We start from the raw sequence: 23,302 nt of genomic DNA, 5'->3' as shown, positions 1-23,302 counted from the left end.
ATCGAACGTGAAAGTTGATTGACATCACGCCGATCGATGCCTAAATTTGGAAAACGTTTTCCAATGCATGAGCGCGACGCCGGTCACGGCCCGCGCAGGGAGAACGCTTGCCCGCTCGAGTTGTGGTTCAGGCCATCCGTCGCCAGGGATCAGGGTTGCAAGGCGGAGGTCAGGTACGGGCATCGAGCGCGGCAATGGCCACACCCGCCCGTCCTTCATCATTATTCAAAACTGGAGACACAATGCATCCGCGCAGCAGATTCGCGCTCGGCGCCGCGCTCAGCGCCCTTTCCGTCCTGTTCGTCAGCGCCTGCGGCGGCAACGACGTGACCGACTCGCCGTCTTCATCGGCGCCGCCGTCGACCTCGACGCCCACGCCCACGCTCGCGTCGAACTCGCTGCAGGCGCTCGTCTACGGCGCGCCCGACACCAGCGTGCCGCCCGGCACGGACACGCCGATCACGATGATGGGCCAGATGCGCGCGCTGTTCGACTTGATCCGCAAGTCGCCTGACTTCACGCAGGTCGTGATGGATCTCGGCGACGGCACGCCCGTCCACGTACTCGACACGAACACCGGCGACAAATTCCTGCCCGGCAAGCTCGCGCTCGGCCTGTCGTACATCCTGATCGACATGAAGTCGAAGGGCGACCCGCAATACGCGAGCTACCTCACCACCTACCAGACGATCACGACCGCGATGATGGCGCAGTCGGGCAGCAACTACACGTATGCGAACACGTCGTGGGGCGAGTACTACTACCTCGTCGCGCTGAACAACCTGAAGGCGCACGGGATGCTCAACGAAGTCTTCAGCGACGCGATGCTCGCGACGCTGCAGCAGCGTCTCACGTTCTGCGACATGTTCGGCCCCGACGCGAGCGGCAAGACCAATACGTGCCCGGCCGCCGGCACGCCGATCGACATCGCGTCGCTGAACACCGCGCAGAACTACTATGCGGTGTCCTACGGAATTGCCGGGCTGCGGCAGAAGCTCGGCTGGAGCAGCCCGTCGTTCGCATCGACGACCGATCCGTCCGTCGCGACGATGGGCGCGCGCGACGCGCTGCTGTACACGCTCACGAACCACATCCGCAAGGATTCGTCGGGCGGGTTCTCGGACGAAGCGTCGAACACGCACACGACCTATTACGACCAGGCACGCTTCGACCGCTACAGCACGCTGCTGATCGGCGAAGTGACCGAGCGCACGTTCGAGATGGGTAACGAGGCGAACCTCACACCGGAATTGAAGGGTTATCTGCGCAAGTCGGTCGACCTGATCCTGCCGCAGCTGAACGCCGACGGCCAGGGCTTCAACTACGGCCGCTCGATCGGCCCGTACGGCGATTCCGCGTTCATGGAAGTGCTGACGGCCGCGGCCAACGCCGGCGTGCTGTCCGACCAGGAGAAGCAGATCGCATACGCGTTCATCTACAAGGCCGCGCATCGCTTCGACACCTACTGGTACGACCCGTCGCTGCCGACGCCGTCGGTGAACATGTGGGTCAAGGGCCGCGGCACGGACGCGTATCGCGGCAAGCCGCGCGTGATGGGCGAGAACTTCAGCCTGCTGCACCAGTACCTGTACGTGAACGCGTGGTGGAACAAGCTCGGCTTCGGCGGCAAGGCGCCGATGGCCGATACGGACTACGGCGCATGGCTCGACGCGCTGCCGCACTACACGCTCACCTGGTACAACCAGCCCGGCGACACCGCGCATCCGTACAGCGCGGCGCTCGTCACCGTGCGCGACGGGCGGCGCGTGATCAACCTGAACCTCAGCCAGGCGCCCGACTACAACTCGTTCACGCCGTACTACCCGGTGCCGTTCTCCGACAAGCTGATCTACGGCACGACCGATCTCGGCTATGCGCTGCTCGTGCCGCAGGTGTCGTACAACGGGAAGACCTACATCCCCGTCACGTACTACAAGAACCTGAACGTGCAGCAGGCCAACGGGCAGGTGATCGTGTCGTTCGATACGACGAAGTTCCGTCTTGCTTCGAAGAACGCGTTGTATACGACCGATCTCGACCTGCAGGTGCATACGGTGCTGACGTTCGCGCACGGCTCGGTCACGCGCAGCGACACGCTGAGCTCGGGCACGCTCACCGGCAATCTGTCGGTCGAGACGGACTTCACGTCGTTCGCGGATTTCGCGTCCACGCAGGCCAACGGCGACGGCGTGTCGGTGACGTACGCGAACAGCCCCGCGACCGGCTATGCGGCGTCCGGGTTCGACACCTGCGCGCTGTCCGCCTTCGACACCGTGAACGGCACGACGAATCCGCTGTCGACGACGCCGATCGGCCAGTTGCATTCGAACTTCGCGTGTACGACGAAGCCGTTTGCGCTCGGCACGGGCACGACCCGCACGTTCGGGTGGACGCTGAAGTACGCCGACCCGGCCTGAGCGACGTGACCGCCGTTCCGTGACGATTCCCGAAGCCGGCAGCAGGAACCGGCTTCGGGAGGTCTCGCGGCGGCGGGCATCACGCTTCCCGGCTAAGCCCGCTCACATCCACCCCGAAGCGGCCATGTACGCGCCGAGTGCAATCATCCCGACGAAGAAGCAGCGCTTGAACGCCTTCTCGCTCATCACGCGTCGCGCATATTGCCCGCCGGCCATGCCCGCCAGCGCCGGCACGAGCGCGAGCGCCGACACGCCGAGATCGACCGTCTGCAGCGCGCCCGTCACGCGCAGTTGCACACCGAGCGCGATCGTCGATGCGGTGAACGACAGCCCGAGCGCCTGGATCAGGTCGTCCTTCGACAACCGTAGCGCCTGCAGGTACGGCACGGCTGGCACGACGAACACGCCGGTCGCGGCCGTCACGACGCCCGTCAGGTAGCCAACCACGGCCGACAGCCATTTTTCGTGGCGGCCCGGCGCGGGCAGCCGCGCGGCGGCCAGCCCCCACAGCCCGTAGGCGATCAGCACCACGCCGAGCGCCGCATGCGTCCAGGTGCTGCCGGCCGCGAGCGCGGGCAGCCCGCCCGTCAGCGTACCGATCGTGAGGCCGGCGAGCAGCGGCCACAGGCGACGCAGCAGCGACCCGAACGACGGGCCGAGCCACAGCTGCCACACATTGGTGATGAACGACGGCACGAGCAGCAGGCTGGCCGCGGCCGACGGCGGCATCGCGAGCGTGAGCAGCCCCATCGCGATCGTCGGCAACCCGAGCCCGATCATTCCCTTGACCGCGCCGGCCAGCAGGAAAACCAGCACGATGATCGTCAGCGTATGAATTTGCATGGAAGGCGTTCCGTCCGGTTGAATACGGCGCCGATGGTGAACCCCTGCCACGCCGCCCGCCATCTGGCTTTGCCTGAGGCTGGCTAGGGCCTGTCGGGCGGACCTGTCAGGTTCGCCTCCGCCGTTCAGGCCCCATGAACTACCCCCCGTCCCTGCTCGCTGTCGAGGTGTGCCATCTGTGCAGCCGGATAACGCTCACCGGCAGCCGCCCCGGCGGGAACCGCCGTTTCGATGCGGGTGATGTCTTTGACCGTTAGTTGCAATTCAGGCGCTTGCAACGCGTCCTGAAGCTGCGTGCGCTTGCGCGCGCCGATCAGCGGCACGATATCGCCGCCGCGCGACAGCACCCACGCGATCGCGACCTGCGCCGGATTGCTGCCCTTCTCGTCGGCGATCGCGCGCAGCGCGTCGACGAGCGCGAGGTTGTGCGTGAGGTTCTCGCCCTGGAAACGCGGGCTCGCCGCGCGGAAGTCGCGCTCGCCCTGCCGCGCCGTGCTCCACCGCCCGCCCAGCAGCCCGCGCGACAGCACGCCGTAGGCCGTCACGCCGATCCCGAGTTCGCGGCACGCGGGCAGGATCTCGGCCTCGATACCGCGCGACAGCAGCGAATACTCGATCTGCAGGTCGGCGATCGGCGCGACGGCCGCCGCGCGGCGGATCGTGTCGGCGCTGGCTTCGGACAGGCCGATATGGCGCACATATCCGGCCTTCACGAGATCGGCGATCGCGCCGACCGTCTCTTCGATCGGCACCGCCGGATCGACGCGCGCCGGCCGGTAGATGTCGATGTAGTCGGTACCGAGCCGCTTCAGCGAATACGCGACGAAGTTCCGGATCGCCTTGGGCCGCGCGTCGTAGCCGGCGAACCCGCCGGCCGGATCGCGCAGCGCACCGAACTTCACGCTGATCAGCACCTGGTCGCGTGCGGTGCCGCGCAGCGCGTCGCGAATCAGCATCTCGTTGTCGCCCATCCCGTAGAAATCGCCGGTATCGAGCATCGTGATCCCGTTGTCGAGCGCCGCGTGCAGCGTCGCGATGCTTTCGTCGCGGTCGGCCGGCCCGTAGAAATCCGACATCCCCATGCAGCCGAGCGCGATCGCCGACACCTGCGGGCCCGTGCGGCCCAGTTGACGCGTGTCCATGTCCGTTTCCTTCGAGTAGTCAGTGAATGGACCGGATTCTGGACGCATCGCGGCGCGCGATAAACGCGAAACGCTCCACCAAACCATTCGACGCTGATTAACAATGGAGCCTGATCCAATCCGCCAAGCCCCCGCCCCGCATGGACCATCTGCATGCAATGCGCATCTTCGCGCGCGTCGCCCATCTCGGCAGCTTCACGAAAGCGGCCGAGCAGTTGCAACTGCCGCGCCCGACGGTCAGCAACGCCGTCCAGTATCTGGAAAAGCATCTCAACATCCGCCTGCTGCAGCGCACGACCCGGCGCGTTGCGCTGACCGCCGAGGGCGCGACCTACTACGAGCGCTGCGTGCGGCTGCTGGCCGATCTCGACGATGTGGAAACGCTGTTCGAGGACGCCGGCACGTCGCCGCGCGGCGTGATCCGCGTCGACCTGCCCGAGCGCTTCGCGCTGAACCAGGTGATCCCGGCGCTACCGGATTTCCACGTGCGCTACCCCGAGTTGCGCGTCGTGATCAGCACGACCGACCGCTTCGTCGATCTCGTCGCGGACGGCATCGACTGCGCGGTGCGGGTCGGCGTGCTGTCCGACACGTCGCTCGTCGCGCGGCGCATCGGCGAGATGGCGCAGATCAACTGCGCGTCGCCCGCGTATCTCGCGCGCCACGGCACGCCGCGCTCGCCAGACGAGCTGCCCGACCACGTCGCGGTCGGCTATTTCTCGAGCCGCACGGGCCGCGAGCTGGACTGGGAATATGCGGATATGGATACGGGCGAGCGGCACGCAGTGAAGATGCACAGCATCGTGTCGGTCAACAGCTCGCAGGCGTATCTCGCGTGCTGCCTCGCGGGCCTCGGGCTGATCCAGGCGCCGCGCGACGGGCTCGCGCCGCTGCTCGCCGACGGCTCGCTGGTCGAGGTGCTGCCGGAATGGAATGCCGAGCCGCTGCCGGTGTCGGTGGTGTTTCCGCACGGCCGGCATCTCGCGCCGCGCGTGCGGATCTTCGTCGACTGGCTCGCGGAAACGCTCGGCGGCTCGCGCCGGACGGACTGACGACGGCCGGTGCCGGGGCGCGCGGCCCCGGCTGCCGCCCGATCAGAACTTGTGGCGGATCGCGGCGCGCACCGCGAACTGGTTCGCCGACGAGGACGGGCCGTCCGTCCCGACGACGTAACCGCCGTCGGCCGCCGTGCCGGTCTTGTCGCCGGCGACCTTCTGCCATGCTCCCTGCAGATAGACATCGGTGCGCTTCGACAGGCTGTAGTCAGCCATCAGGCCGACCGTGTGGTACTTCGGCTTGAACGATCCGGCCGCGGCATCGAACTTGCCGTCGGTGTACACGTACTGCGCGCCGAGATAGAAATCGGGCGTGAGCTGGTACTTGCCGTTGATCTCGAAGTTCTGGAATTTCGTCGCGGTCAGCCCGAGGCCGGCGAACGTCGCGGCCGGCAGGTAGACGGTCGATACCGGGTTCTTCACGTCCGTCTTCGTGTAGACGAAGCCGACCGTTGCCGGGCCGAACGTGTAGTTGATCCCGCCGCCGAAGATGCGCAGGCGGTCGGCGACGAAGTTCGCGTCGTCGGCCGCGATCGCGCCCGCGCTGCCGACGCCCGGGTTGTTCGCCTGCAGGTACGCGGCCGCGACCTGCAGCCCGGCCAGCGAATACTGCGCACCGATGCTGTACTGGCGGTTGTTCGAGAAGCCCGTGCTGTTGCTGAAGCTGTACGTGCCGCCGAACGTCAGGCCGTTCCAGTCGGCACTCGCGTACTTGACCGTGTTGTTGACGCGGAACGAGTTGTCCGTGTTGTCGTTGTCGAACGGGTGCGAGAACAGCGTGCCGCCCCAGTTGCCGTTCGCGGTCAGCGGCGCGAGATAGTCGACGACGGAATCGTACTGGCGGCCGAAGGTCAGCGTGCCGAAGCGCGACTCGCTCAGCCCGACGAACGCCTGGCGGCCGAACATGCGGCCGCCTTGGCCGAGCCGGCCGTTGTTCACGTCGAAACCGTTTTCCAGCGTGAAGATCGCCTTGAGCCCGCCGCCCAGGTCCTCGCTACCCTTCAGGCCCCAGCGGCTGCCCTGCGCGTAACCGCTCGCGAGCTGGTAATTCGTCTTTCCGACCCCATTGACGTTCACGTTGTTCGTGTAATTGAAGCCTTCGTCGATCAGGCCGTACAGCGTCACGCTGTTCTGGGCGAAGGCCGGCGCGGCGAAAGCGGCCAGCGCGGCGGCAAAAATGACGTGCTTCTTCATGACGGATCTCCGGAGCCGAGGCCGGGCGTGGTCGAGCGCCCGGCGAATGTTCGATCTGTTGTATGTGTGGCCCGCAGGGCGGACGACGCGGTGTGCGGCCGCGTGGAGACAAAATGGTGTCACGTCGCAAACCGTCCGTCCATCGGGGTATTGAAACCGCGCGCAAAGCGTTGCGCTCTTCCAACTGCCCCGTTGCGCAGACTGCCTGACCGGGCTTATCGGCAGCGGCGGGCCGGCTCGCCATCCGCGTAAACCCGACAGGCGCCGCATCGGTGGCACAATGCGCATCCGTTCGCCAATTTTTCACGAAGTCATGCTTCACCCCGATTCATGCGCGGCATGTGCCCGCCGCGCACGCGGCCCGCGCCGGGAGGCGGTCCGATGACCGCGCCTGCCCGGGCCGGCCGCTACGCCGAACTCGATTTCTTCCGCGGCCTCGTGCTGCTCGTCATCGTCGTCGACCACATCGGCGGCAGTATCCTGTCGCGCGTGACGCTGCACGCGTACGCGCTGTGCGACGCGGCCGAGGTGTTCGTGTTCCTCGGCGGCTTCGCGACCGCGATCGCATACAACTCGCTCGCCGAGCGGCACGACGAGGCCGCTGCACGCCAGCGCTTCATCCGGCGCGCGTTCGAGATCTACCGCGCGTTCCTCGTGACGGCCGGCCTGATGCTGCTGATCACGGCCGCGCTGAACGCGTTCGCGATCGACGGCCCCAACATGCCGACCAACGACCTCGACGGCCTGCTCCACAAGCCGCTCGCCGCGCTGCGCGACATCCTGCTGTTCCGCCGCCAGCCGTACCTCGCGTCGGTGCTGCCGATGTACGCGTTTTTCGCGCTGCTCGTCCCGCTCGCGCTGCCGCTCGCGCGCACGCAGCCGTGGCTGATGCTCGCGTTCAGCGGGTCGATGTGGGTCGCGGCGCCGCACGTCGCGCGCTTTTTGCCGACCGTCGAAGGCGCGCCGTGGGATTTCAACCCGTTCGCGTGGCAGTTCCTGTTCGTGCTCGGCGTGATCGCGCGCTGCCAGCCCGTCTACCAGACCCTCGCGCCCAAGCCGCAGGGCTGGCTGCTGACGGCCGGCGCGCTCGCGATCGTCGCGGCCGGCGCGTACTACCGGCTGCGCATCGAGCCGTTCCCGACCGATCCGTCGATCAAGCAGAACCTCGGCGCGCTGCGGCTCGTGAACTTCCTCGCGATCGCGTGGCTCGCGGCCAAGCTCGTGCACCTCGGCTGGATGAAGAAGGTCGCGCACGCGATGCCGTGGATCGGCACGATCGGCCGGCAGGGGCTGCTGTGTTTCGTCGCGGGCACCGGCATCTCGCTCGCGGTCGATTCGCTGCTTTACCAGGCGACCGAAGGTTATCTCGACGTGCCGCTCGGCCTGACCGCCGACGTCGTCGCGATCGGCCTGCTTTATCTCGTCGCCAAACTCTACGGGCCGCTCGTCGCGCGGCTGCCGTTCCGCTCGCGGCGATGATGCGCCGCGCCGTCATGCGCCGCTGCTACGATAGCCGGCGCCTCTTCACAAACGATTCGCCATGCGCCGACTCGCCCTTCCGTTCGCCGTCGCCCTGATCGCCGGCTCCATCGCCACCGCCCGCGCCACGCCGGCGGCGCCGACGATGTCGCCCGCGCCGCCGCCTGCCGTCCAGACCGCGACGACGCCGTCGACCGCTCTGGAGCCGCCGGTCAACCCGGGCAGCAGCGTCGTGCTGCGCTCGTTCCGGTCGGCGTCGCTGAAGCGCGACTGGTCGTACACGGTCTACCTGCCGCCCGGCTACAACCCGGAGGGCGCGCGCTACCCGGTGATGTACCTGCTGCACGGCAACGCCGGCAACGCGAACGACTGGATCACGCAGGGCCGGCTGCAGGCCACCACCGATACGCTGATCGAGCGCCGCGAGATTCCGCCCGTCGTGATCGTGATGCCGCAGGGCGGCACCGACTGGTACGTCGACCGCAAGGAGAAGATGCAGAGCGCGTTCCTCAACGACCTGCTGCCGGAAGTCGAAGCGCATTTCGCGGTGTCGAACCAGCGCGCGGGCCGCGCGATCGGCGGCGTGTCGATGGGCGGCTTCGGTGCGCTGCGCTTCTCGCTGCTCGAACCCGGGCTGTTCTGCGGCGCGATGCTGCTGAGCCCCGCGATCTATGCGAACGAGCCGCCGCTCAATTCCGCCGCGCGCTACGTCGGCGTGTTCGGCGACCGGCAGTTCGACTCGCGCGTGTGGCACGAACTCAACTATCCGGCGTTGATGCGCGGTTATTTCGCGCGCAGCTGGCGCGTGCCGATGTTCATCGCGGCCGGCGACGACGACCTGACGATCCAGGCGGAATCGAGCGTGCTGTACACGCAACTGCGCCGCGCGCAGAACCCGGCCGAGCTGCGCATCGTCGACGGCGGGCATACGTGGGACGTGTGGCGCGGATTGCTCGGGCAGGGGTTGAAGTACGCGCTCGAATGCGTGAAGTGACGGCGGGCGGGCGCTGCCCCGCCCGTTTTCGTCAGACCGGCCGATGCCCGGCCGATCGTCCGTCGACAGGAACAACGTGCTGCGCGCACCACCCGGGCGCACACTTCAGCCTCAAAGCCACGTACCGCCCTGCCGCTCATTAGGCTCCTCGGCGAGCGCGTCGAAATCGTGAATCCAATCCAGGTGATGCAGCACGCTGTCGCGCTCGGCGAGACGCGCGTTACGCGCCTGCGCGGCCGGCCCGTCGGGCAGGTGCAGCACGTCGGCCGCGGAGATCGACGCGTACTGCACCTTGCGCGTCCGGCCGCGACGCAGGCGCTCGTACGCTTCCTGCGCCTCGCGCCAGTTGCCCGGGCCGGCCTTCGCCAGTTGCGCCGCCAGCACCACCGCATCCTCGATCGATTGATTCGCACCCTGCCCGTGGTGCGGCACCAGCGCATGCGCGGCGTCGCCGATCAGCGTCACGCGCTCGCGGCTCCAGCGACCGAGCGGCGGACGATGGAACAGCCCCCAGCGCTGGCTGATCGGCACGGCGGTGATCATCTGCACCACCGCCGGATGCCAGTCCCTGAACACGCGCAATTGCTCGCCCTCCTCCGACGGCATGACCCAGTCGCGCGACGGCCACGGTGACGGATGCCGCTCGACCAGCAGGAAATTCTGGTCGCCGTTGTCGCCGATCGGATAGTGCAGCAGATGTCCGTGCGGCCCGACCCAGAACTGGATCGCGTCGGGATCGGGCAGCAGGTCCATGCGTTCGGCCGGCACCACGCCGCGAAAGCCCGAGCAGCCCGAATACAGCACATCGTCGTAGCCGAGCATCCAGCGGCGTGTGATCGAGCGCGCGCCGTCCGCGCCGATCACGAGATCGGCTTCGACGCGCTCGCCGTTGTCGAACGACAGCGTGACGCGATCGGGATGCTGCGCAAGATCGACCAGCCGATGGCCGAGATGAATGCAATCGGCGCCGACCGCCTTCGACAGCACGGCCTGCAGATCCGCGCGATGCACGCCCCAGTACGCGCCGCCGAATTGCCGGCGATAGTCGGGGTCGCCACGATGATGGCCGATTACCGCGCCGCTGCGCCCGTCGCGATAGACGAGGCCCGGGATGTCCGCGCACACCGCGTCGAAGGCCGCGCGCAAGCCCATGCGTTCGTAAAAGCGCGTCGCGTTGGCCGACAGCGCGACGGCCGCGCCGACTTCGCGCAGTTCGTCGGTTTGCTCGTAGAGCTGCGCGTCGATGCCGTGCTCGCGCAATGCGAGCGCGAGCGTCAGGCCGCCGATGCCGGCGCCGACGATCGCGATCTTCAGGTTCGTCTGCATGATGAAGATGTCTCCGATATTCAGATGTAGGGTCTGCGTGCTGCGCAGCGGTCATGTCGAATGCATGCGCCGTATCGGTAGTTTCGGGAGTAGACATTCATCCCGCAATAAAATGAAATGAATCTACTTCATCACTGAATGCAATGAGCGCGGCAACGCGAAACCCATGGAACTGAGCGATATCGACCTCAACCTGCTGCTGCTTTTCCAGCGGCTGATGCAGGAGCGGCGCGTGTCGAGCGTCGCCGAGCAGATGAACATGAGCCAGCCTGGTGTCAGCAACGCGCTCGCGAAGCTGCGCCGCCGGCTCGGCGATCCGCTGTTCGTGCGCGGGCCGGGCGGCGTGGTGCCGACGCCGTTCGCGCTGCGGCTGGCGGAACCCGTTTCGCACGCGCTCGCGACACTGCACGCCGCGCTCAATCCCGAGACCGGTTTCGATCCGCTGCGCGCCACGCGCACGCTGACGATCGGCATGACCGATATCGGCGAAGTCGTGTTCCTGCCCGCGCTGCTCGAACACCTGTCGCAAGCGGCGCCGGGCATCGCGCTCAATACCGTCCGCAACACCAGCGTCAACCTCGGCGACGAAATGGCCGACGGCCGCGTCGACCTCGCAATCGGCCTGCTGCCGCAACTCAAGGGCGGGTTCTATCAGCGCCGGCTGTTCGATCAGCGTTATGTGTGCCTGTTCCGCCGCGGGCATCCGCTCGAGGATGCACCGCTGACGGTCGATGCGTGGCGCAACACCGAGCACCTGGTCGTGGTGTCGGCCGGCACCGGTCACGGGCAGGTGGACGAATGGCTGAAGCGGCGCCGCGTGACACGCCAGGTGCGGCTGACGGTGCCGCATTTCATGAGCGTGGGCTACATCCTGCAGCGCACCGACCTGATCGCGACCGTGCCCGAGCATCTCGCGCTGCAGCTCGCCGCGCCGTTCTCGCTCGGCTGGCGCGCGTTGCCGGTCACGCTGCCGGGCGCGCCGATTCATATGCTGTGGCATACACGGGTCAATCAGGACGAAGGGAACCGCTGGCTGCGCGACGTGGTGGTCGATCTGTTCGCGGAGACGGGCGCGCGGGCGAAGAAGGCTGTGCCCGGGCGGAAGAAATAGGCGTGGTGATCGCGAAACCGGGTGCGCTGTACGATGTCGCCTGAGCACGCGCACGGTGCACGTCGGAACCATTGCCGGCGATGACTTCGGTCACGCGCCGCCTCTTTCTTCATTCAACCAGCAGGAAATCAAGCCATGTCTGTCACGAAGAAATTCGCAGCCGTCACGGGCGCCGGATCCGGCATCGGTCGCGCCGCGGCCATCGCGCTCGCCCACGCGGGGTTCACCGTCGCGCTGCTCGGACGCACGGAAGAATCGTTGCGCGAAACGCAAGACGCGATCCGCGCCGTCGGCGGCGACGCACAGGTGTTTCCTGCCGACGTGACCGACGAAGCATCGGTCGACCACGCGTTTGCGCAGATCGCGCAGCAGTTCGGCCGGCTGGACGTGCTGTTCAACAACGCCGGGCGCAACGCGCCGCCCGTGTCGCTCGGCGACTACGAATTCGACGTGTGGAACGGCGTCGTCGCGACGAACCTGACCGGCGTTTTTCTGTGTGCGCGCGCCGCGTGGCGGCTGATGAAAGCGCAAACGCCGCAGGGCGGCCGGATCATCAACAACGGTTCGATCTCGGCGCACGCGCCGCGCCCCGATACGATCGCGTACACGGCCACCAAGCATGCGGTAACCGGGATCACCAAGTCGCTGGCGCTGGACGGCCGCAAGTACAACATCGCGTGCGGCCAGATCGACATCGGCAACGCGGCGACGTCGCTCACGGAACGGATGACGCAAGGCGTTCCGCAGGCCGATGGCAGCCTGGCGCCCGAAGCGCGCATGGACGTCACGCATGTCGCGAATGCGGTCGTCCAGATGGCGAATCTGCCGCTGGACACGAACATCCTGAACATGACGATCATGGCGACCGCGATGCCGTTCGTGGGGCGCGGGTAAGCGCGTGCAGTGGTTCGCACCGGGAGGCGCCACCCACCACGGCGGATGATGCCTCTCGGACGTCCCCGCCCCCCGGTCGCTCAGGCCAGGGCCTGCGTCCGCTGCCGGACTTCACGCTGGTCGATACCCAGCCGTGCCGCCAGCCAGTCGCAGATGAATTCCTGCCCGAGCGTCGGATTGTCGACCTGACAGTGCGCGGCGCCCGTTTCATCCGGCGCGAACAGCCGGAGTGTCGCGTCGACGCCGTGCGCTTTCGCGTAGTCGTAGGTATCGGTCGCCGTCTTCAGTCCCAGCCAGTCCTCGGTGCCCTGCAGCACCAGATAGGGCACCGGAATCCGGTCGATCACGCCGGCGAGACGGAAATCCCGTGCCTTGTCGACCACGCCCTGCGGCGTCGCGCAGCCGAACACCCATTTCAGGTGCCGCCAGATGAGCCGGTCCGGCGTATCGAGCCAGCTCGCGAACAGCGACGCCATGTCGAACATCACCGAATCCGACACCACCGCCACGATGCGCTTCTCGAACGACGCCGCGCGGGCCGCATAGACGCCGCCGACGCTCGCGCCGTACAACGCGATCCGGCCGGGATCGACGTCGCCGCGCGTGAGCAGGTAATCGACGCACGCGCCGACCGGCACCTCCGTATCGGGGCGGTTCACGATCCCCTGCCGACGCAGCGTGCCGCCCTGCCCCGGCAGATCGACCAGCAGCAGCGACATGCCGCGCGTCAGCGCGTGCTTGGGCATCTCGTGGAGCAGTTCGTCCTTGTATTCGTCGAGCCCACCGAATGCGATCACGGCCGGCGAACGCACGTCGCTACCTGCGCACGGGATGAAATACGCATCGAGATGCGCGCCGCCCTCGTACGGTATCCGCACGATCTCGCCGGCCGGCGTCAGCCCTTCGAGATAGCGATGCGAGCAACGTTCGACGCTGTCGAAGCTATCGCGCCGCCGCACGTCGTCATGCGCGAGGTAGAACTCCGACGACCGGTAGTAGTTGGCCGCGCGCAGCCAGTTGCTGCTCGCGGTACGCAAGAAGCCGCGCTCGAACGCGTCGAGCGCGCGCTGCTCGCTGGTCTTCGCGAGCACCTGCCATTCGCGATACCAGCTCTCGGTATCGCCAGGAGTCATCCTCGATGCCGCGCGAAAACACTCGCTGATCAGGCTCGCGCCTTCCTGCGCACCGCCGAGCGTGCGCGCGAACTGGAAACTCAACTCCGGCTCGCCGGGCCATTGCACCCAGCCTTCCGCGCGATATGCGCCATCCATCCGATCGTCTTGCTGATTCATGTCACGCTCTCCGAAATTACCGATACGTAAATTTCTGGCCGTCGCGCCGCGTCGCCGCCTTGATCTCCATCCATCATGTGTACGGCATTGCGTCCTGACGGCCGGGACGGGATACGTTGTGCACGGCCACGAAATTTACCGATACGTAAACTCAGAGGCCAAAAAAACGAGGCACCGAAGATGCCCCGCTTTCGTCACCACAACGCCTCGGAAGTGTACGCCGCGATACCGGCCAACGACAAGCGCTGCACACTGCATCACCCGGGATCGCGCGGATGCGGTATATTTTTATTACGTATCGGTAAAAACATTCTCCCCGGTGGACGGTAATGAGCAAGAAAACCCGCGTCGCGTCGCTCCTTTCGGCGCTGCCGATCAAGCCGCGGCGCCGCGAGCACCTTCAGGTTCCCGCCGACCAGATCGGACAGCGGCTGCGCGCGCTGCGGCAGTCGCGCGATCTCACGCTGAACGAGGCAAGCCAGCTAACCGGCGTGCCCGCGGCGACGTTTTCGCGCATCGAGACGAACAAGATGTCGCCGACCTTCGGCGTGCTGCACCGGATCATCGAAGGCATGGGCTTCGACTGGCGCGACGTGCTGACCAACCCACCGCGTCATCGCGCTTCGCTCAGCGTTTGCCACGCGGAAGACATCGTCACGACGCGAATCGCGAATATCCCGTACGAGTACGCGCTGCTGCATCGCGACAGTTCGGCCGGGATGATCACGCTGCGCATGCAGGTCGACGCGCGCACCGTGGACGAAGCCGGCGGGCTCGCCGGTCATGAGGGCGACGAGTTCTGCTATGTGCTGTCGGGCGAACTGGAACTTCATTTCGAGCATGGCGAGCCAACGCGGTTGCGGCCCGGTGAAAGCGCGCTCTTTTCGTCGCATCGGCCGCATGCGTACGTGGCGCCATCGCCGGCCGGCGCGACGCTGCTCGTGGTGCTGACGCCGCCGGGTCACACGCCGGCGAAATCGGTGTCGCCGTAGTCCAGCGCCAGCCGTCGGGCGGCGCGCCCGTCATGCGCCGTTACCCGCCTTGGTTTTCTTGCCGGTGGACCGAGGCTTGCATATGACGAACCGACGACGGTCCTTGCCGCGGATCCAGAGCGGCGCATTGCCGCGCCCGCTCCATTCCTTCCCGCTCGCCGGGTCGCGATACCGCGCCGGCAGCACTTTCACGACATACGAACCCCGGCGGCCGTTGCGACCGACCAGGTCGCGATGCTTGATCGCATAGGTGTCCATCAGCGAGTGAACCTTCTCGATCGCATCGATGCGTTCGCGCGCGCGTGCGCGCTCGATTTCCTCGTCCAGCTCGGACAGCTCGACCACGAGCTGCGCATAGGTCTTGCTCACGCTCATCTTCTGCTTCCTGCATCGCATCCGCATGAGAATCGACATGATTCGCATGACTAACAGACTGTTTCACCACGCCCCGCATGGGCGGCATTCGCTTGATCGGCGCGCGGCTCGCCTCGGTGCATCGGATACTGCGACGCGAGGAGAACGACTAGCCGCACTGGCGACATTCCGATGCACAATCCCGCGCCGCGTTTCAAATATCAAGTGATATGTGAAACGCGATCGTAATGGTATCTATCTCAAATATCAACTGATATCCTTCCCGCCATGAACATGGCGCCCCTTCCCCCGCGGCTGAGCCGCGAAGAAAGTCGACTGCAGACCCGTGCACATTTGCTCGCCTCGGCGAAGCGGCTGTTTGTCGACCGCGGGTTCGGCGCCACGTCGCTCCGGGATATCGCGGCCGAGGCCGGTTATACGCAGGGCGCGTTCTATTCGAACTTCACCAGCAAGGAAGCGCTGTTCGTCGAACTGATGCAGGAGCGCTCGAAGACGCAGGTGGCCGACATCGCCCGGGCGCTGAGCGACCCGTCCGCAACCGGGGACGACATCCTGAATGCGCTGGAAGTCTGGTCGCGGACAGTCGATGCCGAGCCCGAGTGGTCGGTGCTGGGCGTCGAGTTCAAGCTTCAGGGGCGACGCAACCCGGCTTTTGCCGCGGCATCGCAGGCGTTGCTGGACGCCCACCGCGATGGCCTCGCCTATTGCATCGAACAGATTTTCGCGAGGCTGAAGAAGGTACCGCCCGAATCGCCGGCCGTGCTGGCCGTATCGTTCATGGGGCTTTCGCAAGGCCTGTCGCTGCAGCAGTCGATCCTGTCCGAGGTGCCGATCGGACACATGATCATGGTGTTCCTGCGCAGCCTGCTGGCGTCGGCGGCGCCGGTGCGATGACCGGCGTGGTGGCGGGCGATTGCCGGAAGAGCCGGCTCCGCGATGGAGCCGGATCGCGAGCAGCAGCGTGCGGCCCGTTGACGTGAATCTATCGCGTCCCGCTTGAAGAACGCCCGTCAAACATCCGCATCCGGAATCCTCGCCGACTGGATCACCACCAGCGTATCGCCCGCCTCGATCCTGCACGGCGGGTCTTCGTAAAACGACTGGATCTTGCCGCAACGATCGAGCCCGACCACGATCGCGCCCGGCACGACATTGGTCATGCAGCCGATCTCGTGCGGCAACGCCTCGCGCTCGATCAGCGTCGCACGCCCGCGCGTCGACAGCATGTCGTTCACGAACGGCACGATGTAGCGGCTATGCACCGCGTCCGCGAGCAGCAGCGCACCGATCTTCGTCGACGATACGATCACGTCCGCGCCGGCCTGCCGCAGTTGCCGCTGATACAGGTTCTCCTGGATCCGCACGACGATCTTCGTATCGGGCGCGATGCTGCGCACCGACAGCGTCAGCAGAATCGCGGTCGGATCGTCGGTCACCGAGATGATCACGGCCTTCGCCGCGCGCACCTGCGCCTGCTGCAGCAGATCCTCGTGCGCGGGATCGCCGAGCAGCCCCGTCACGCCGAGCGACGTCGCGGCCTCGAGCGCCTGCTGCTGCGAATCGATCACGATGATCGTCGCGGCATCGACGCCGCTCTCGAGCAGCTCGCGCACGGCGATCGACCCCGACAGGCCGTAACCGCACACGACGATGTGATCGGACAATTGCTTTTGCAGGCGTTTCATGCGGAATTCCTCGATGACGCGCTGGATCACGAACTGATACGCCGTGCCCAGGAAAATGAACCAGATGACGATGCGGATCGGCACGATGAAGAACGCATCGAGCAGGCGCGCCCGCGCGGTGACGGGCACGATGTCGCCGTAGCCGACCGTCGCGACGGTGACCATCGTGAAGTACACGAGATCGGCGACAGTCATCGGCGTGCTCTTGGTCGAATCGCGCAGGCCGTCGCGATCGAGATACAGCACGAAGAACGCGAGCATGCACAGCAGCACGACCGCGCCGACACGGAACAGCAGCGTGCGCCGTGGCGACGTCGCGGGACGCGTGAACAGCATGCGCGCACGCGGCGCCTGCCACGGATTGCGGGCACGACGCAGGCGGGAGCGCAACGAACGGCGCTTGTCGGAGGGCGAAGCCAACGGGGAATCTCCTGAAGGATGCGGGCTCGATTCTACGACGGGAACACGGCGATCCGGCCCGACATCATTGCATCGCTTCGTCCGTTACAGCATGCTGCGCGGCCGCACCATCGTGCCGTCGACGAAACGCCGTGCGCGGAACGCCGACAGGTCGAGCGACGGCGCACCCGTGTCGATCCATTCGGCAAGCAGCCGGCCGACGATCGGCCCCATCGCGAAACCGTGACCGCAGAACCCCGTCGCGATCGCGAGCCCCGACGGCGTCCCCGGCGCATCGATCACCGGAATGCCGTCGGGCAGCACGTCGATCAGGCCGGCCCAGGCCTCGACGATCTGCACGTCCTTCAACGCGGGGAAAATCGCCTTGAGCTTCGCGAGCGCGCGCGGCGCGTGCGCGCGATTCGGCTGCGGCTGCGGATCGCGCGGTTCGATCGGCCCGGTCGCGCCGTTGATGCGCGCGAACACATCACGCCACGCGGCCGAATTCACGTGCAGCCGGAATTTGTCGCGCTGCGACCAGAACTGCGGCCAGAAGAGACTCAACCCGCGCAGGTGGCCGAGCGTCAGGTCGACGTCGACCTGCATGTCGTCGGCAAGATTGATCGCGCCGTTCTTGCGCTGCCGGATGCCGAGGCCGTGCCCCCACACCGTCGACGCCGATACCGGTGGCACCACATTGGTGCGCATGCAGGTGCCGCGCACGGCCTGCTGCGGCAACCGGATGCCGACGCCGTCGAGCAGCCGGAAACTGGTCGCGCCGGCCGCGCAGATCACGCGCCGCGTGCGGATCGTGCCGCGCTCGGTCGCAACGCCGACGACCGCGCCGCCGGCCGTCTCGATCGCCGTCACGCCGCAGCCTTCGAAAAAGCGCGCGCCGGCCTCGGTGGCGCGCGCGGCGAACGCCGCGGCCACGCGGCGCGGCTCGGCCTGCCCGTCGGTCGCGGTGTACAGCCCGCCGAGCGTGCGTGCCTGCGGCGAAAGGCCGCTGACGCGCTCGTCGATCTGCGCGCGCGTCAGCGTGCGCGTGTCGAGCCCGTGCTCGCGCGCGACGCCGAGCCATGCGTTGAACGACGACCAGTCCGTTTCGTTGTCCGCAATATAGAGACAGCCGCCCTGCCGCCACTCGAGATCGAAACCGAGGGTTTCCTCTAACCCCTCCCAGATCCGCATGCCGGCCATCATCAACGGCACCTCGGCGGCTTCGCGTCCCTGCTGCCGCACGAAGCCCCATGCGCGCGTCGACTGCTGTCCGGCGATGCGCGACTTGTCGAGCACGACGGCCTTCAGGCCGCGCAGGCCCAGGTAGTACGCGGCCGCGCAGCCCATGATGCCGGCGCCGGCGATCACGACGTCGGCCTCGGCCGGCAGCGCCGTGTCGGCGCGGGTCAATGCATCGTGCAGCGGATAGGTTGTCGTCATTGTTTCCTGTCGGGCGTTAATGCATCCGGATATGGGCCGTCGCGGTAACGTAGTGACACACCTTTCACAGAAACGCACCGTTCGCGACACGGAATGACGACCATTTTGCGGTAAAGTTATCTTTTCCGCGCGTGGCCGGTCGGCTCGCCATTGGACGTCATGAAGACTGTCCGTCGAGACTGCCGCAAGGCGTCGTTCTGAACGTCACGATCCGTTCCCGTAGCATGACCACTGAAGCAATCACCACGGATTCCCTCGCGGTCGCCGAGCGCGTGCGCGAGCTGATGACCCGCAACGGCATCGGCAAGCGCCAGCAGACCACCGAGTTGTGCCGCATCCTCGATCTGAGTTTCTCGCAAGGCCACCGCAAACTGCGCGGCAGCAGCCCCTGGACACTCGCGCAGATCAAGAAAGTCGCCGAAGCGTACGGCGAACCCGCCGCCCAGTTGTTCGGCGCGCAGACGCTCGACCCCGGCATGGTCGGCGCGTATTCGCAGGAGGCCGTCCTTTACGCGGGCGTCGCCGAGATTCCATGCACCGCATGGATCGGCGCGCCGCTCGAAGCCGGCGCGCGCCCCGAGTTCGTCGCGTACGAACAGAACGGCCGCTGGCGCGTGCTGCGCCACACCGGCGTGCTGTACCAGAACGCGTACGACGTGCACAAGATCGAAATCTATCCGCGCCGCGCGGAGAGCGACAAGCTCGTCGTCGCCGTGATCGACCCCGATCGCGTCAGCGCGACCGAGCTGTGCCGCTATCTCGAGCGGCAGGGCTTCGCGACGGCCGCGTTCGACGGCCTCGCGGCGTTCGTCGACGCACTGCAGGGCCAGGCGTTCGACGCGGTCCTGACCGAATGGCTGTTCGACGACGGCACGGCCGCCACCGCGATCAAGGCCGTGCGCACGTCCGACAACCCGGGCGCGCCGATCTTCGTGCTGACGGGCGACCTGCTCACCGGCCGCGCGAGCGAGGCCGACATCAGCGAAGTGATTCGCGCGTTCGACGTCGTCTGCTACGAAAAACCCGCGCGCATGGCGATCCTCAGCGCCGATCTCGCGAAACGTCTCACGCGCGGGTAACAATCGCCCACCATCCGGACGCACGGCGTCCGTGCGGGCCGTGCGGCCGTGAACAGGTTCCTCAGTACAATAGCCGCACCTGTTCACGCGTACCCCGCCCGACTCCATGGCCCGCCTCATTCCCGACGACTGGAAAAGCCTCGCCGCGACCGGCGCGGCCGAACGCGAGCGCGAAACGCTCGCTGCCCTCGAACACGCGCTGCCGGACAGCTACACCGTGTATCACGGCGTGCACTGGACGCGCGCCGACCAGGCCTTCTCGGTGTTCGGCGAGGCCGCGTTCGTCGTCGTGAGCCCGGCAGGCCGCGTGCTGCTGATTGAGCAGAAGGCCGGCTTCCTGCGCGAAACGCCGAAAGGGCTCGTGAAGGTCTATCTGCAGAAGGAACGCAATGTCCCGATCCAGCTCGCGCGCACGCAGGAAACGCTGCACCGGCGCCTGACGGTTGCGCTCGGCGCGGGCGTCTACGGCGTCGAGGCGCTGCTGTACTGCCCCGACTACACGATCCGCCAGGCGTCGATCGCCGGCGTCGCGGCCGACCGCATCGTCGACGCGTCGCGCAAGGCGCAGCTCGCGCAGGTGATCCTGCAGATCCTGCCCGAGGACGACGAACACTTTCCGAACGCGTCGAAGCTCCACCATTTCCTCGCGGACGAGCTGGCGCTCACGCCCGACACGAGCGCGCTCGTCGGGCAGGCCGGCACGCTCGTCACCCGGCTGTCGGGCGGGCTCGCCGCGTGGGCGCGCCAGCTCGAATTCGCGCCGTTCCGGCTGCGCGTCACCGGCACGGCCGGCTCGGGCAAGACGCAGCTCGCGGTGCAGGCGATGCGCGATGCCGTCGCGGCCGGCAAGCGCGTGCTCTACGTGTGCTTCAACCGGCCGCTCGCCGACTACATCGCGCGCATCGCGCCGCCCGGCGCGAAGATCGCGAACTACCACCAGTTGTGCGACTGGGTCGCGCGCGACGGGGGTTATACGCCCGACTTCCAGGTGCCCGGCGAATTCGAGCGGCTCGAGACGCGCTTCGCTCAAACGCCGATCCCCGAGCGCTGGCGCTTCGACGTGCTGGTCGTCGACGAGGGGCAGGATTTCCATGCGCCGTGGGCGGCCGCACTGGAGCGCCTGCTGGCGCCGGACGGCGCATGGTGGTGGCTGGAAGATCCGCTGCAGAACCTGTACATGCGCGAACCCGTCGCGCTGCCCGGCTGGGTCACGCTGAAGGCACTCACGAACTACCGCAGCCCGCGCGATTTGCTGGAATTCGTGCGCGACGTCGTCGGCCGCGTCGAACCGCTCGCGGCCGAACTGCGCTCGGGCAGTCCGTTCGACGGTTCGGATCCGTCGGTGTCGGCATACGGGGAAGAAGGCGCGTCGGGCGACGCGTTGGCGGAAGCCTGCATCGACGCGACCAAGCGCGCAATCACGCAGGCGCTGTCGCTCGGCTTCCGCAAGCAGGACATCGCGGTGCTGTCGTATCGCGGCCGCGAAGGCTCGGTGCTCGCGCCGCTCGACCAGCTCGGCCCGCACCGGATCAAGAGCTTCACCGGCAAGTACGACCTGTTCGGCAACCCCGAATATCGCGAAGGCGACGTGCTGCTCGATTCGATCTACCGCTTCAAGGGCCAGTCGGCGCCGTGCGTGATCCTCACCGAAGTCGACTTCGACACGCTCGACGCGCGTGCCGCGCGCAAGCTGTTCGTCGGCGCAACGCGCGCGACGATGAAGCTGCTGATCGTCGCGTCGTCGCGCGCGGCCGCGCAGCTCACGGACGTCTGATGCGGCGGGCGGGCGAACGCCTCGTCACCGCCCGCCTTTCGTCCATTAATCAAGCGACGCGGAACGCTCCCACCGCGCGGCGCAGCCCGTCGGCCTGCTCCTCGAGCGACGCGGCGGCCGCTGCGGCCTGTTCGACGAGCGCCGCGTTCTGCTGCGACACCTGGTCCATCTGCGACACCGCGCGGTTCACCTGCTCGATCCCGTCGCGCTGCTCGCTCGACGCGGCCGCGATCTCCGTCATGATGCCCGTCACGCGCCCGATCGCCTGCTGGATGTCCTGCATCGTCGTGCCGGCCATACTGACGAGCCGCGAGCCGGTCGCGACGCGCTCGACCGATTCGCCGATCAGCGTGCGGATTTCCTTCGCCGCGGACGCCGAGCGTTGCGCGAGCGTGCGCACCTCACCCGCGACCACCGCGAAACCACGGCCCTGCTCGCCCGCGCGCGCGGCTTCGACCGCCGCATTCAGCGCAAGGATGTTGGTCTGGAACGCGATCCCCTCGATCGTGCCGATGATGTCGGCGACCTTCTGCGAGCTGTGGTCGATCTCGTTCATCGTGCCGATCACCTCGCCGACCACCGTCGCGCCGCGCGTCGCGATCTCGCTCGCGCTGTCCGCGCAGGCCTGCGCCTCGAGCGCATGGTCGGCGTTCTGCTTCACGGTGGCCGTCAGCTGCTCCATGCTCGCGGCCGTCTCCTGCAGCGCGGACGCCTGTTCCTCGGTGCGCTGCGACAGGTCGGTGTTGCCGGCCGCGATCTGGTGCGTCGCCGTCGAGATGGCTTCGGAACCCTGGCTGACCTGGCGCACCGTGTCCGCGAGACTGCGCTGCATGCCCGTCACGCCCTTGACCAGTTCGGCCATCTCGTCGCGCGACGACCAGCGTACTTCCGACGTCAGGTCGCCGTCCGACAGGCGGCGGAAATGCGACAGCAGCCGATTCACCGGCTGCGTGATCGCGAAATGCAGGCCGATCGCGCAGCCGAGGCACGCGGCCAGGCCGAACGCGATGCCCGCGATCGCGCCCGCGCGCATCCAGCCGTAATAGGTCTGCGCGGTGTCGTAGACATCCTTGCCGCGCGCGACCTGGTAAGCATCGAGCGCATCGGTCGCCTGCGTGAGCGCGACCGACAACGGCGGCGCGACCGTCATCAGCAGCCGGTCGGCCTCGTCGCGCCGGCCGTCTCGGATCGCGTCGATCAGCGGCTTCAGCGCCTGCCCGATCAGCGCCTGGCGCGCGGCGTCGAGACGGCTCGCGAGCGGGCCTTCGTCGCCGTCGTGCGGCATCGCCGCGTAACCGCGCCACGCGGTATCGGCCTTCGCGAGATAGCTCTCGGCCTTCTTGACGAGATCGGGCACTTCCGGCGCTTCCGGATGCAGCAGCGCGCGGTCGAGCGTCGTGCGCACGATCGTCAGGTTCAGGCTCGCCGCGGACAGCGCGGTCTTCGCAGCCAGTTGCTGCGTATAGGCTTCGTCGAGCGCGCGGTTCGAGCTCTGCATGCCGGCGAGGCCGATCAGCCCCGACACGACGAGCAGCACGGCGACGAGACCGAGCGTGGAGAAGATCCGCGTACGGATCGAGAAACGGGAAAACAGGGCGTTCAGGTTCATGACGGGCGTGAGCGATGAAAAGTGCCGCGGCAATCGGTCCGCAGCACTCTGGATTACGGTTTGCCTGCAGAAAACTTGAGTCCGTCCCTGCTTTTCGTCTGATCACGGTCAATTTTTCGCGCCGGCAATCTCCTGTTACGGTTGCAACATATTGAGTCTGGGCAGAAATTGACTAGGCAATCATCCATGGTTATATTTCCGA

General features: G+C 67.0%; 19 protein-coding genes. 10 read left to right on the top strand and 9 right to left on the bottom strand.

Going from position 1 to position 23,302, the window contains the following annotated elements; genetic code table 11:
- Positions 1–242: 242 nt before the first annotated feature.
- On the top strand, positions 243–2,417 hold the full coding sequence (locus H3H55_RS22710) for a hypothetical protein (RefSeq protein WP_193100293.1): 2,175 nt from the start codon (positions 243–245) through the stop codon (positions 2,415–2,417).
- Positions 2,418–2,519: 102 nt separating this feature from the next.
- Here the strand turns inward: H3H55_RS22710 and H3H55_RS22705 are convergent, their stop codons facing one another.
- Together H3H55_RS22705 and H3H55_RS22700 are read right to left on the bottom strand one after the other, a co-directional pair.
- Positions 2,520–3,260 carry a sulfite exporter TauE/SafE family protein gene (locus tag H3H55_RS22705; RefSeq protein WP_193100292.1) on the bottom strand — a complete coding sequence of 247 codons (741 nt, stop codon included), beginning with the start codon at positions 3,258–3,260 and terminating at the stop codon, positions 2,520–2,522.
- Between the two features lie 125 nt (positions 3,261–3,385).
- Positions 3,386–4,402, bottom strand: coding sequence for an aldo/keto reductase (locus H3H55_RS22700; RefSeq protein ID WP_193100291.1), 1,017 nt, complete (start codon positions 4,400–4,402; stop codon positions 3,386–3,388).
- A 140-nt stretch (positions 4,403–4,542) separates the two neighbouring features.
- On the opposite strand from H3H55_RS22700, the gene H3H55_RS22695 reads away from it, so the two are divergent.
- A complete protein-coding gene (locus tag H3H55_RS22695) occupies positions 4,543–5,454 on the top strand; it encodes a LysR family transcriptional regulator (RefSeq protein ID WP_193100290.1) in 912 nt (303 codons plus the stop codon).
- Between the two features lie 42 nt (positions 5,455–5,496).
- Here H3H55_RS22695 and H3H55_RS22690 read toward each other — a convergent pair whose 3' ends face one another.
- Positions 5,497–6,651 (bottom strand): porin, encoded by a 1,155-nt coding sequence (locus tag H3H55_RS22690; RefSeq protein ID WP_193100289.1) that lies wholly within the window; start codon positions 6,649–6,651, stop codon positions 5,497–5,499.
- 381 nt (positions 6,652–7,032) lie between these two features.
- Between H3H55_RS22690 and H3H55_RS22685 the strand changes: the two genes are divergently transcribed.
- Both H3H55_RS22685 and H3H55_RS22680 read left to right on the top strand, forming a co-directional pair.
- A complete protein-coding gene (locus H3H55_RS22685) occupies positions 7,033–8,130 on the top strand; it encodes an OpgC domain-containing protein (RefSeq protein ID WP_129515166.1) in 1,098 nt (365 codons plus the stop codon).
- 61 nt (positions 8,131–8,191) lie between these two features.
- Positions 8,192–9,124, top strand: a complete 933-nt coding sequence (locus tag H3H55_RS22680; RefSeq protein ID WP_193100288.1) for an alpha/beta hydrolase — start codon at positions 8,192–8,194, stop codon at positions 9,122–9,124.
- Positions 9,125–9,235: 111 nt separating this feature from the next.
- Here H3H55_RS22680 and H3H55_RS22675 read toward each other — a convergent pair whose 3' ends face one another.
- On the bottom strand, positions 9,236–10,450 hold the full coding sequence (locus tag H3H55_RS22675; protein ID WP_193100287.1) for an FAD-dependent monooxygenase: 1,215 nt from the start codon (positions 10,448–10,450) through the stop codon (positions 9,236–9,238).
- A 166-nt stretch (positions 10,451–10,616) separates the two neighbouring features.
- On the opposite strand from H3H55_RS22675, the gene H3H55_RS22670 reads away from it, so the two are divergent.
- Positions 10,617–11,561: a LysR family transcriptional regulator gene (locus H3H55_RS22670; protein WP_193100286.1), complete on the top strand. Its 945-nt coding sequence runs from the start codon at positions 10,617–10,619 to the stop codon at positions 11,559–11,561.
- Between the two features lie 135 nt (positions 11,562–11,696).
- A complete protein-coding gene (locus H3H55_RS22665; protein ID WP_193100285.1) occupies positions 11,697–12,455 on the top strand; it encodes an SDR family oxidoreductase in 759 nt (252 codons plus the stop codon).
- 80 nt (positions 12,456–12,535) lie between these two features.
- Here the strand turns inward: H3H55_RS22665 and H3H55_RS22660 are convergent, their stop codons facing one another.
- The gene (locus H3H55_RS22660; protein ID WP_129515171.1) at positions 12,536–13,747 is read right to left on the bottom strand and encodes an alpha/beta hydrolase family protein; all 1,212 of its coding nucleotides are present in this window, start codon (positions 13,745–13,747) and stop codon (positions 12,536–12,538) included.
- A 329-nt stretch (positions 13,748–14,076) separates the two neighbouring features.
- Here H3H55_RS22660 and H3H55_RS22655 point away from each other — a divergent pair, with 329 nt between their 5' ends.
- Entirely contained in the window at positions 14,077–14,739 is a 663-nt protein-coding gene (locus tag H3H55_RS22655) for a helix-turn-helix domain-containing protein (RefSeq protein ID WP_193100284.1), read from the top strand.
- A gap of 30 nt (positions 14,740–14,769) precedes the next feature.
- On the opposite strand, the gene H3H55_RS22650 is transcribed toward H3H55_RS22655, so the two are convergent.
- Positions 14,770–15,114 carry an H-NS histone family protein gene (locus H3H55_RS22650; protein WP_226800349.1) on the bottom strand — a complete coding sequence of 115 codons (345 nt, stop codon included), beginning with the start codon at positions 15,112–15,114 and terminating at the stop codon, positions 14,770–14,772.
- 267 nt (positions 15,115–15,381) lie between these two features.
- Here H3H55_RS22650 and H3H55_RS22645 point away from each other — a divergent pair, with 267 nt between their 5' ends.
- Positions 15,382–16,008 carry a TetR/AcrR family transcriptional regulator gene (locus H3H55_RS22645; RefSeq protein ID WP_193100283.1) on the top strand — a complete coding sequence of 209 codons (627 nt, stop codon included), beginning with the start codon at positions 15,382–15,384 and terminating at the stop codon, positions 16,006–16,008.
- A 116-nt stretch (positions 16,009–16,124) separates the two neighbouring features.
- On the opposite strand, the gene H3H55_RS22640 is transcribed toward H3H55_RS22645, so the two are convergent.
- Together H3H55_RS22640 and H3H55_RS22635 are read right to left on the bottom strand one after the other, a co-directional pair.
- Positions 16,125–17,219, bottom strand: coding sequence for a potassium channel family protein (locus H3H55_RS22640; RefSeq protein ID WP_129515175.1), 1,095 nt, complete (start codon positions 17,217–17,219; stop codon positions 16,125–16,127).
- A gap of 84 nt (positions 17,220–17,303) precedes the next feature.
- Positions 17,304–18,638: an NAD(P)/FAD-dependent oxidoreductase gene (locus H3H55_RS22635; protein WP_193100282.1), complete on the bottom strand. Its 1,335-nt coding sequence runs from the start codon at positions 18,636–18,638 to the stop codon at positions 17,304–17,306.
- Between the two features lie 224 nt (positions 18,639–18,862).
- On the opposite strand from H3H55_RS22635, the gene H3H55_RS22630 reads away from it, so the two are divergent.
- Positions 18,863–19,717, top strand: coding sequence for a helix-turn-helix domain-containing protein (locus tag H3H55_RS22630; protein WP_011547464.1), 855 nt, complete (start codon positions 18,863–18,865; stop codon positions 19,715–19,717).
- A gap of 106 nt (positions 19,718–19,823) precedes the next feature.
- The gene (locus H3H55_RS22625; protein ID WP_193100281.1) at positions 19,824–21,491 is read left to right on the top strand and encodes an ATP-dependent helicase; all 1,668 of its coding nucleotides are present in this window, start codon (positions 19,824–19,826) and stop codon (positions 21,489–21,491) included.
- A 49-nt stretch (positions 21,492–21,540) separates the two neighbouring features.
- Here H3H55_RS22625 and H3H55_RS22620 read toward each other — a convergent pair whose 3' ends face one another.
- A complete protein-coding gene (locus H3H55_RS22620) occupies positions 21,541–23,100 on the bottom strand; it encodes a methyl-accepting chemotaxis protein (RefSeq protein ID WP_129515178.1) in 1,560 nt (519 codons plus the stop codon).
- Positions 23,101–23,302: the final 202 nt, after the last annotated feature.

The sequence above is a fragment of the Burkholderia sp. Z1 genome, assembly GCF_014893795.1.
GTDB classification, from domain to species: Bacteria; Pseudomonadota; Gammaproteobacteria; order Burkholderiales; family Burkholderiaceae; genus Burkholderia; species Burkholderia theae.
This window is presented reverse-complemented; position numbering and strand designations above follow the sequence as displayed.

What these genes read in the sequence shown, in the direction of transcription:
- H3H55_RS22710 (WP_193100293.1), top strand. Translation starts at nt 243, where the DNA reads ATGCATCCGCGCAGCAGATTCGCGCTCGGCGCCGCGCTCAGCGCCCTT.
- H3H55_RS22705 (WP_193100292.1), bottom strand. Translation starts at nt 3,260, where the DNA reads ATGCAAATTCATACGCTGACGATCATCGTGCTGGTTTTCCTGCTGGCC.
- H3H55_RS22700 (WP_193100291.1), bottom strand. Translation starts at nt 4,402, where the DNA reads ATGGACACGCGTCAACTGGGCCGCACGGGCCCGCAGGTGTCGGCGATC.
- H3H55_RS22695 (WP_193100290.1), top strand. Translation starts at nt 4,543, where the DNA reads ATGGACCATCTGCATGCAATGCGCATCTTCGCGCGCGTCGCCCATCTC.
- H3H55_RS22690 (WP_193100289.1), bottom strand. Translation starts at nt 6,651, where the DNA reads ATGAAGAAGCACGTCATTTTTGCCGCCGCGCTGGCCGCTTTCGCCGCG.
- H3H55_RS22685 (WP_129515166.1), top strand. Translation starts at nt 7,033, where the DNA reads ATGACCGCGCCTGCCCGGGCCGGCCGCTACGCCGAACTCGATTTCTTC.
- H3H55_RS22680 (WP_193100288.1), top strand. Translation starts at nt 8,192, where the DNA reads ATGCGCCGACTCGCCCTTCCGTTCGCCGTCGCCCTGATCGCCGGCTCC.
- H3H55_RS22675 (WP_193100287.1), bottom strand. Translation starts at nt 10,450, where the DNA reads ATGCAGACGAACCTGAAGATCGCGATCGTCGGCGCCGGCATCGGCGGC.
- H3H55_RS22670 (WP_193100286.1), top strand. Translation starts at nt 10,617, where the DNA reads ATGGAACTGAGCGATATCGACCTCAACCTGCTGCTGCTTTTCCAGCGG.
- H3H55_RS22665 (WP_193100285.1), top strand. Translation starts at nt 11,697, where the DNA reads ATGTCTGTCACGAAGAAATTCGCAGCCGTCACGGGCGCCGGATCCGGC.
- H3H55_RS22660 (WP_129515171.1), bottom strand. Translation starts at nt 13,747, where the DNA reads ATGAATCAGCAAGACGATCGGATGGATGGCGCATATCGCGCGGAAGGC.
- H3H55_RS22655 (WP_193100284.1), top strand. Translation starts at nt 14,077, where the DNA reads ATGAGCAAGAAAACCCGCGTCGCGTCGCTCCTTTCGGCGCTGCCGATC.
- H3H55_RS22650 (WP_226800349.1), bottom strand. Translation starts at nt 15,114, where the DNA reads ATGAGCGTGAGCAAGACCTATGCGCAGCTCGTGGTCGAGCTGTCCGAG.
- H3H55_RS22645 (WP_193100283.1), top strand. Translation starts at nt 15,382, where the DNA reads ATGAACATGGCGCCCCTTCCCCCGCGGCTGAGCCGCGAAGAAAGTCGA.
- H3H55_RS22635 (WP_193100282.1), bottom strand. Translation starts at nt 18,638, where the DNA reads ATGACGACAACCTATCCGCTGCACGATGCATTGACCCGCGCCGACACG.
- H3H55_RS22630 (WP_011547464.1), top strand. Translation starts at nt 18,863, where the DNA reads ATGACCACTGAAGCAATCACCACGGATTCCCTCGCGGTCGCCGAGCGC.
- H3H55_RS22625 (WP_193100281.1), top strand. Translation starts at nt 19,824, where the DNA reads ATGGCCCGCCTCATTCCCGACGACTGGAAAAGCCTCGCCGCGACCGGC.
- H3H55_RS22620 (WP_129515178.1), bottom strand. Translation starts at nt 23,100, where the DNA reads ATGAACCTGAACGCCCTGTTTTCCCGTTTCTCGATCCGTACGCGGATC.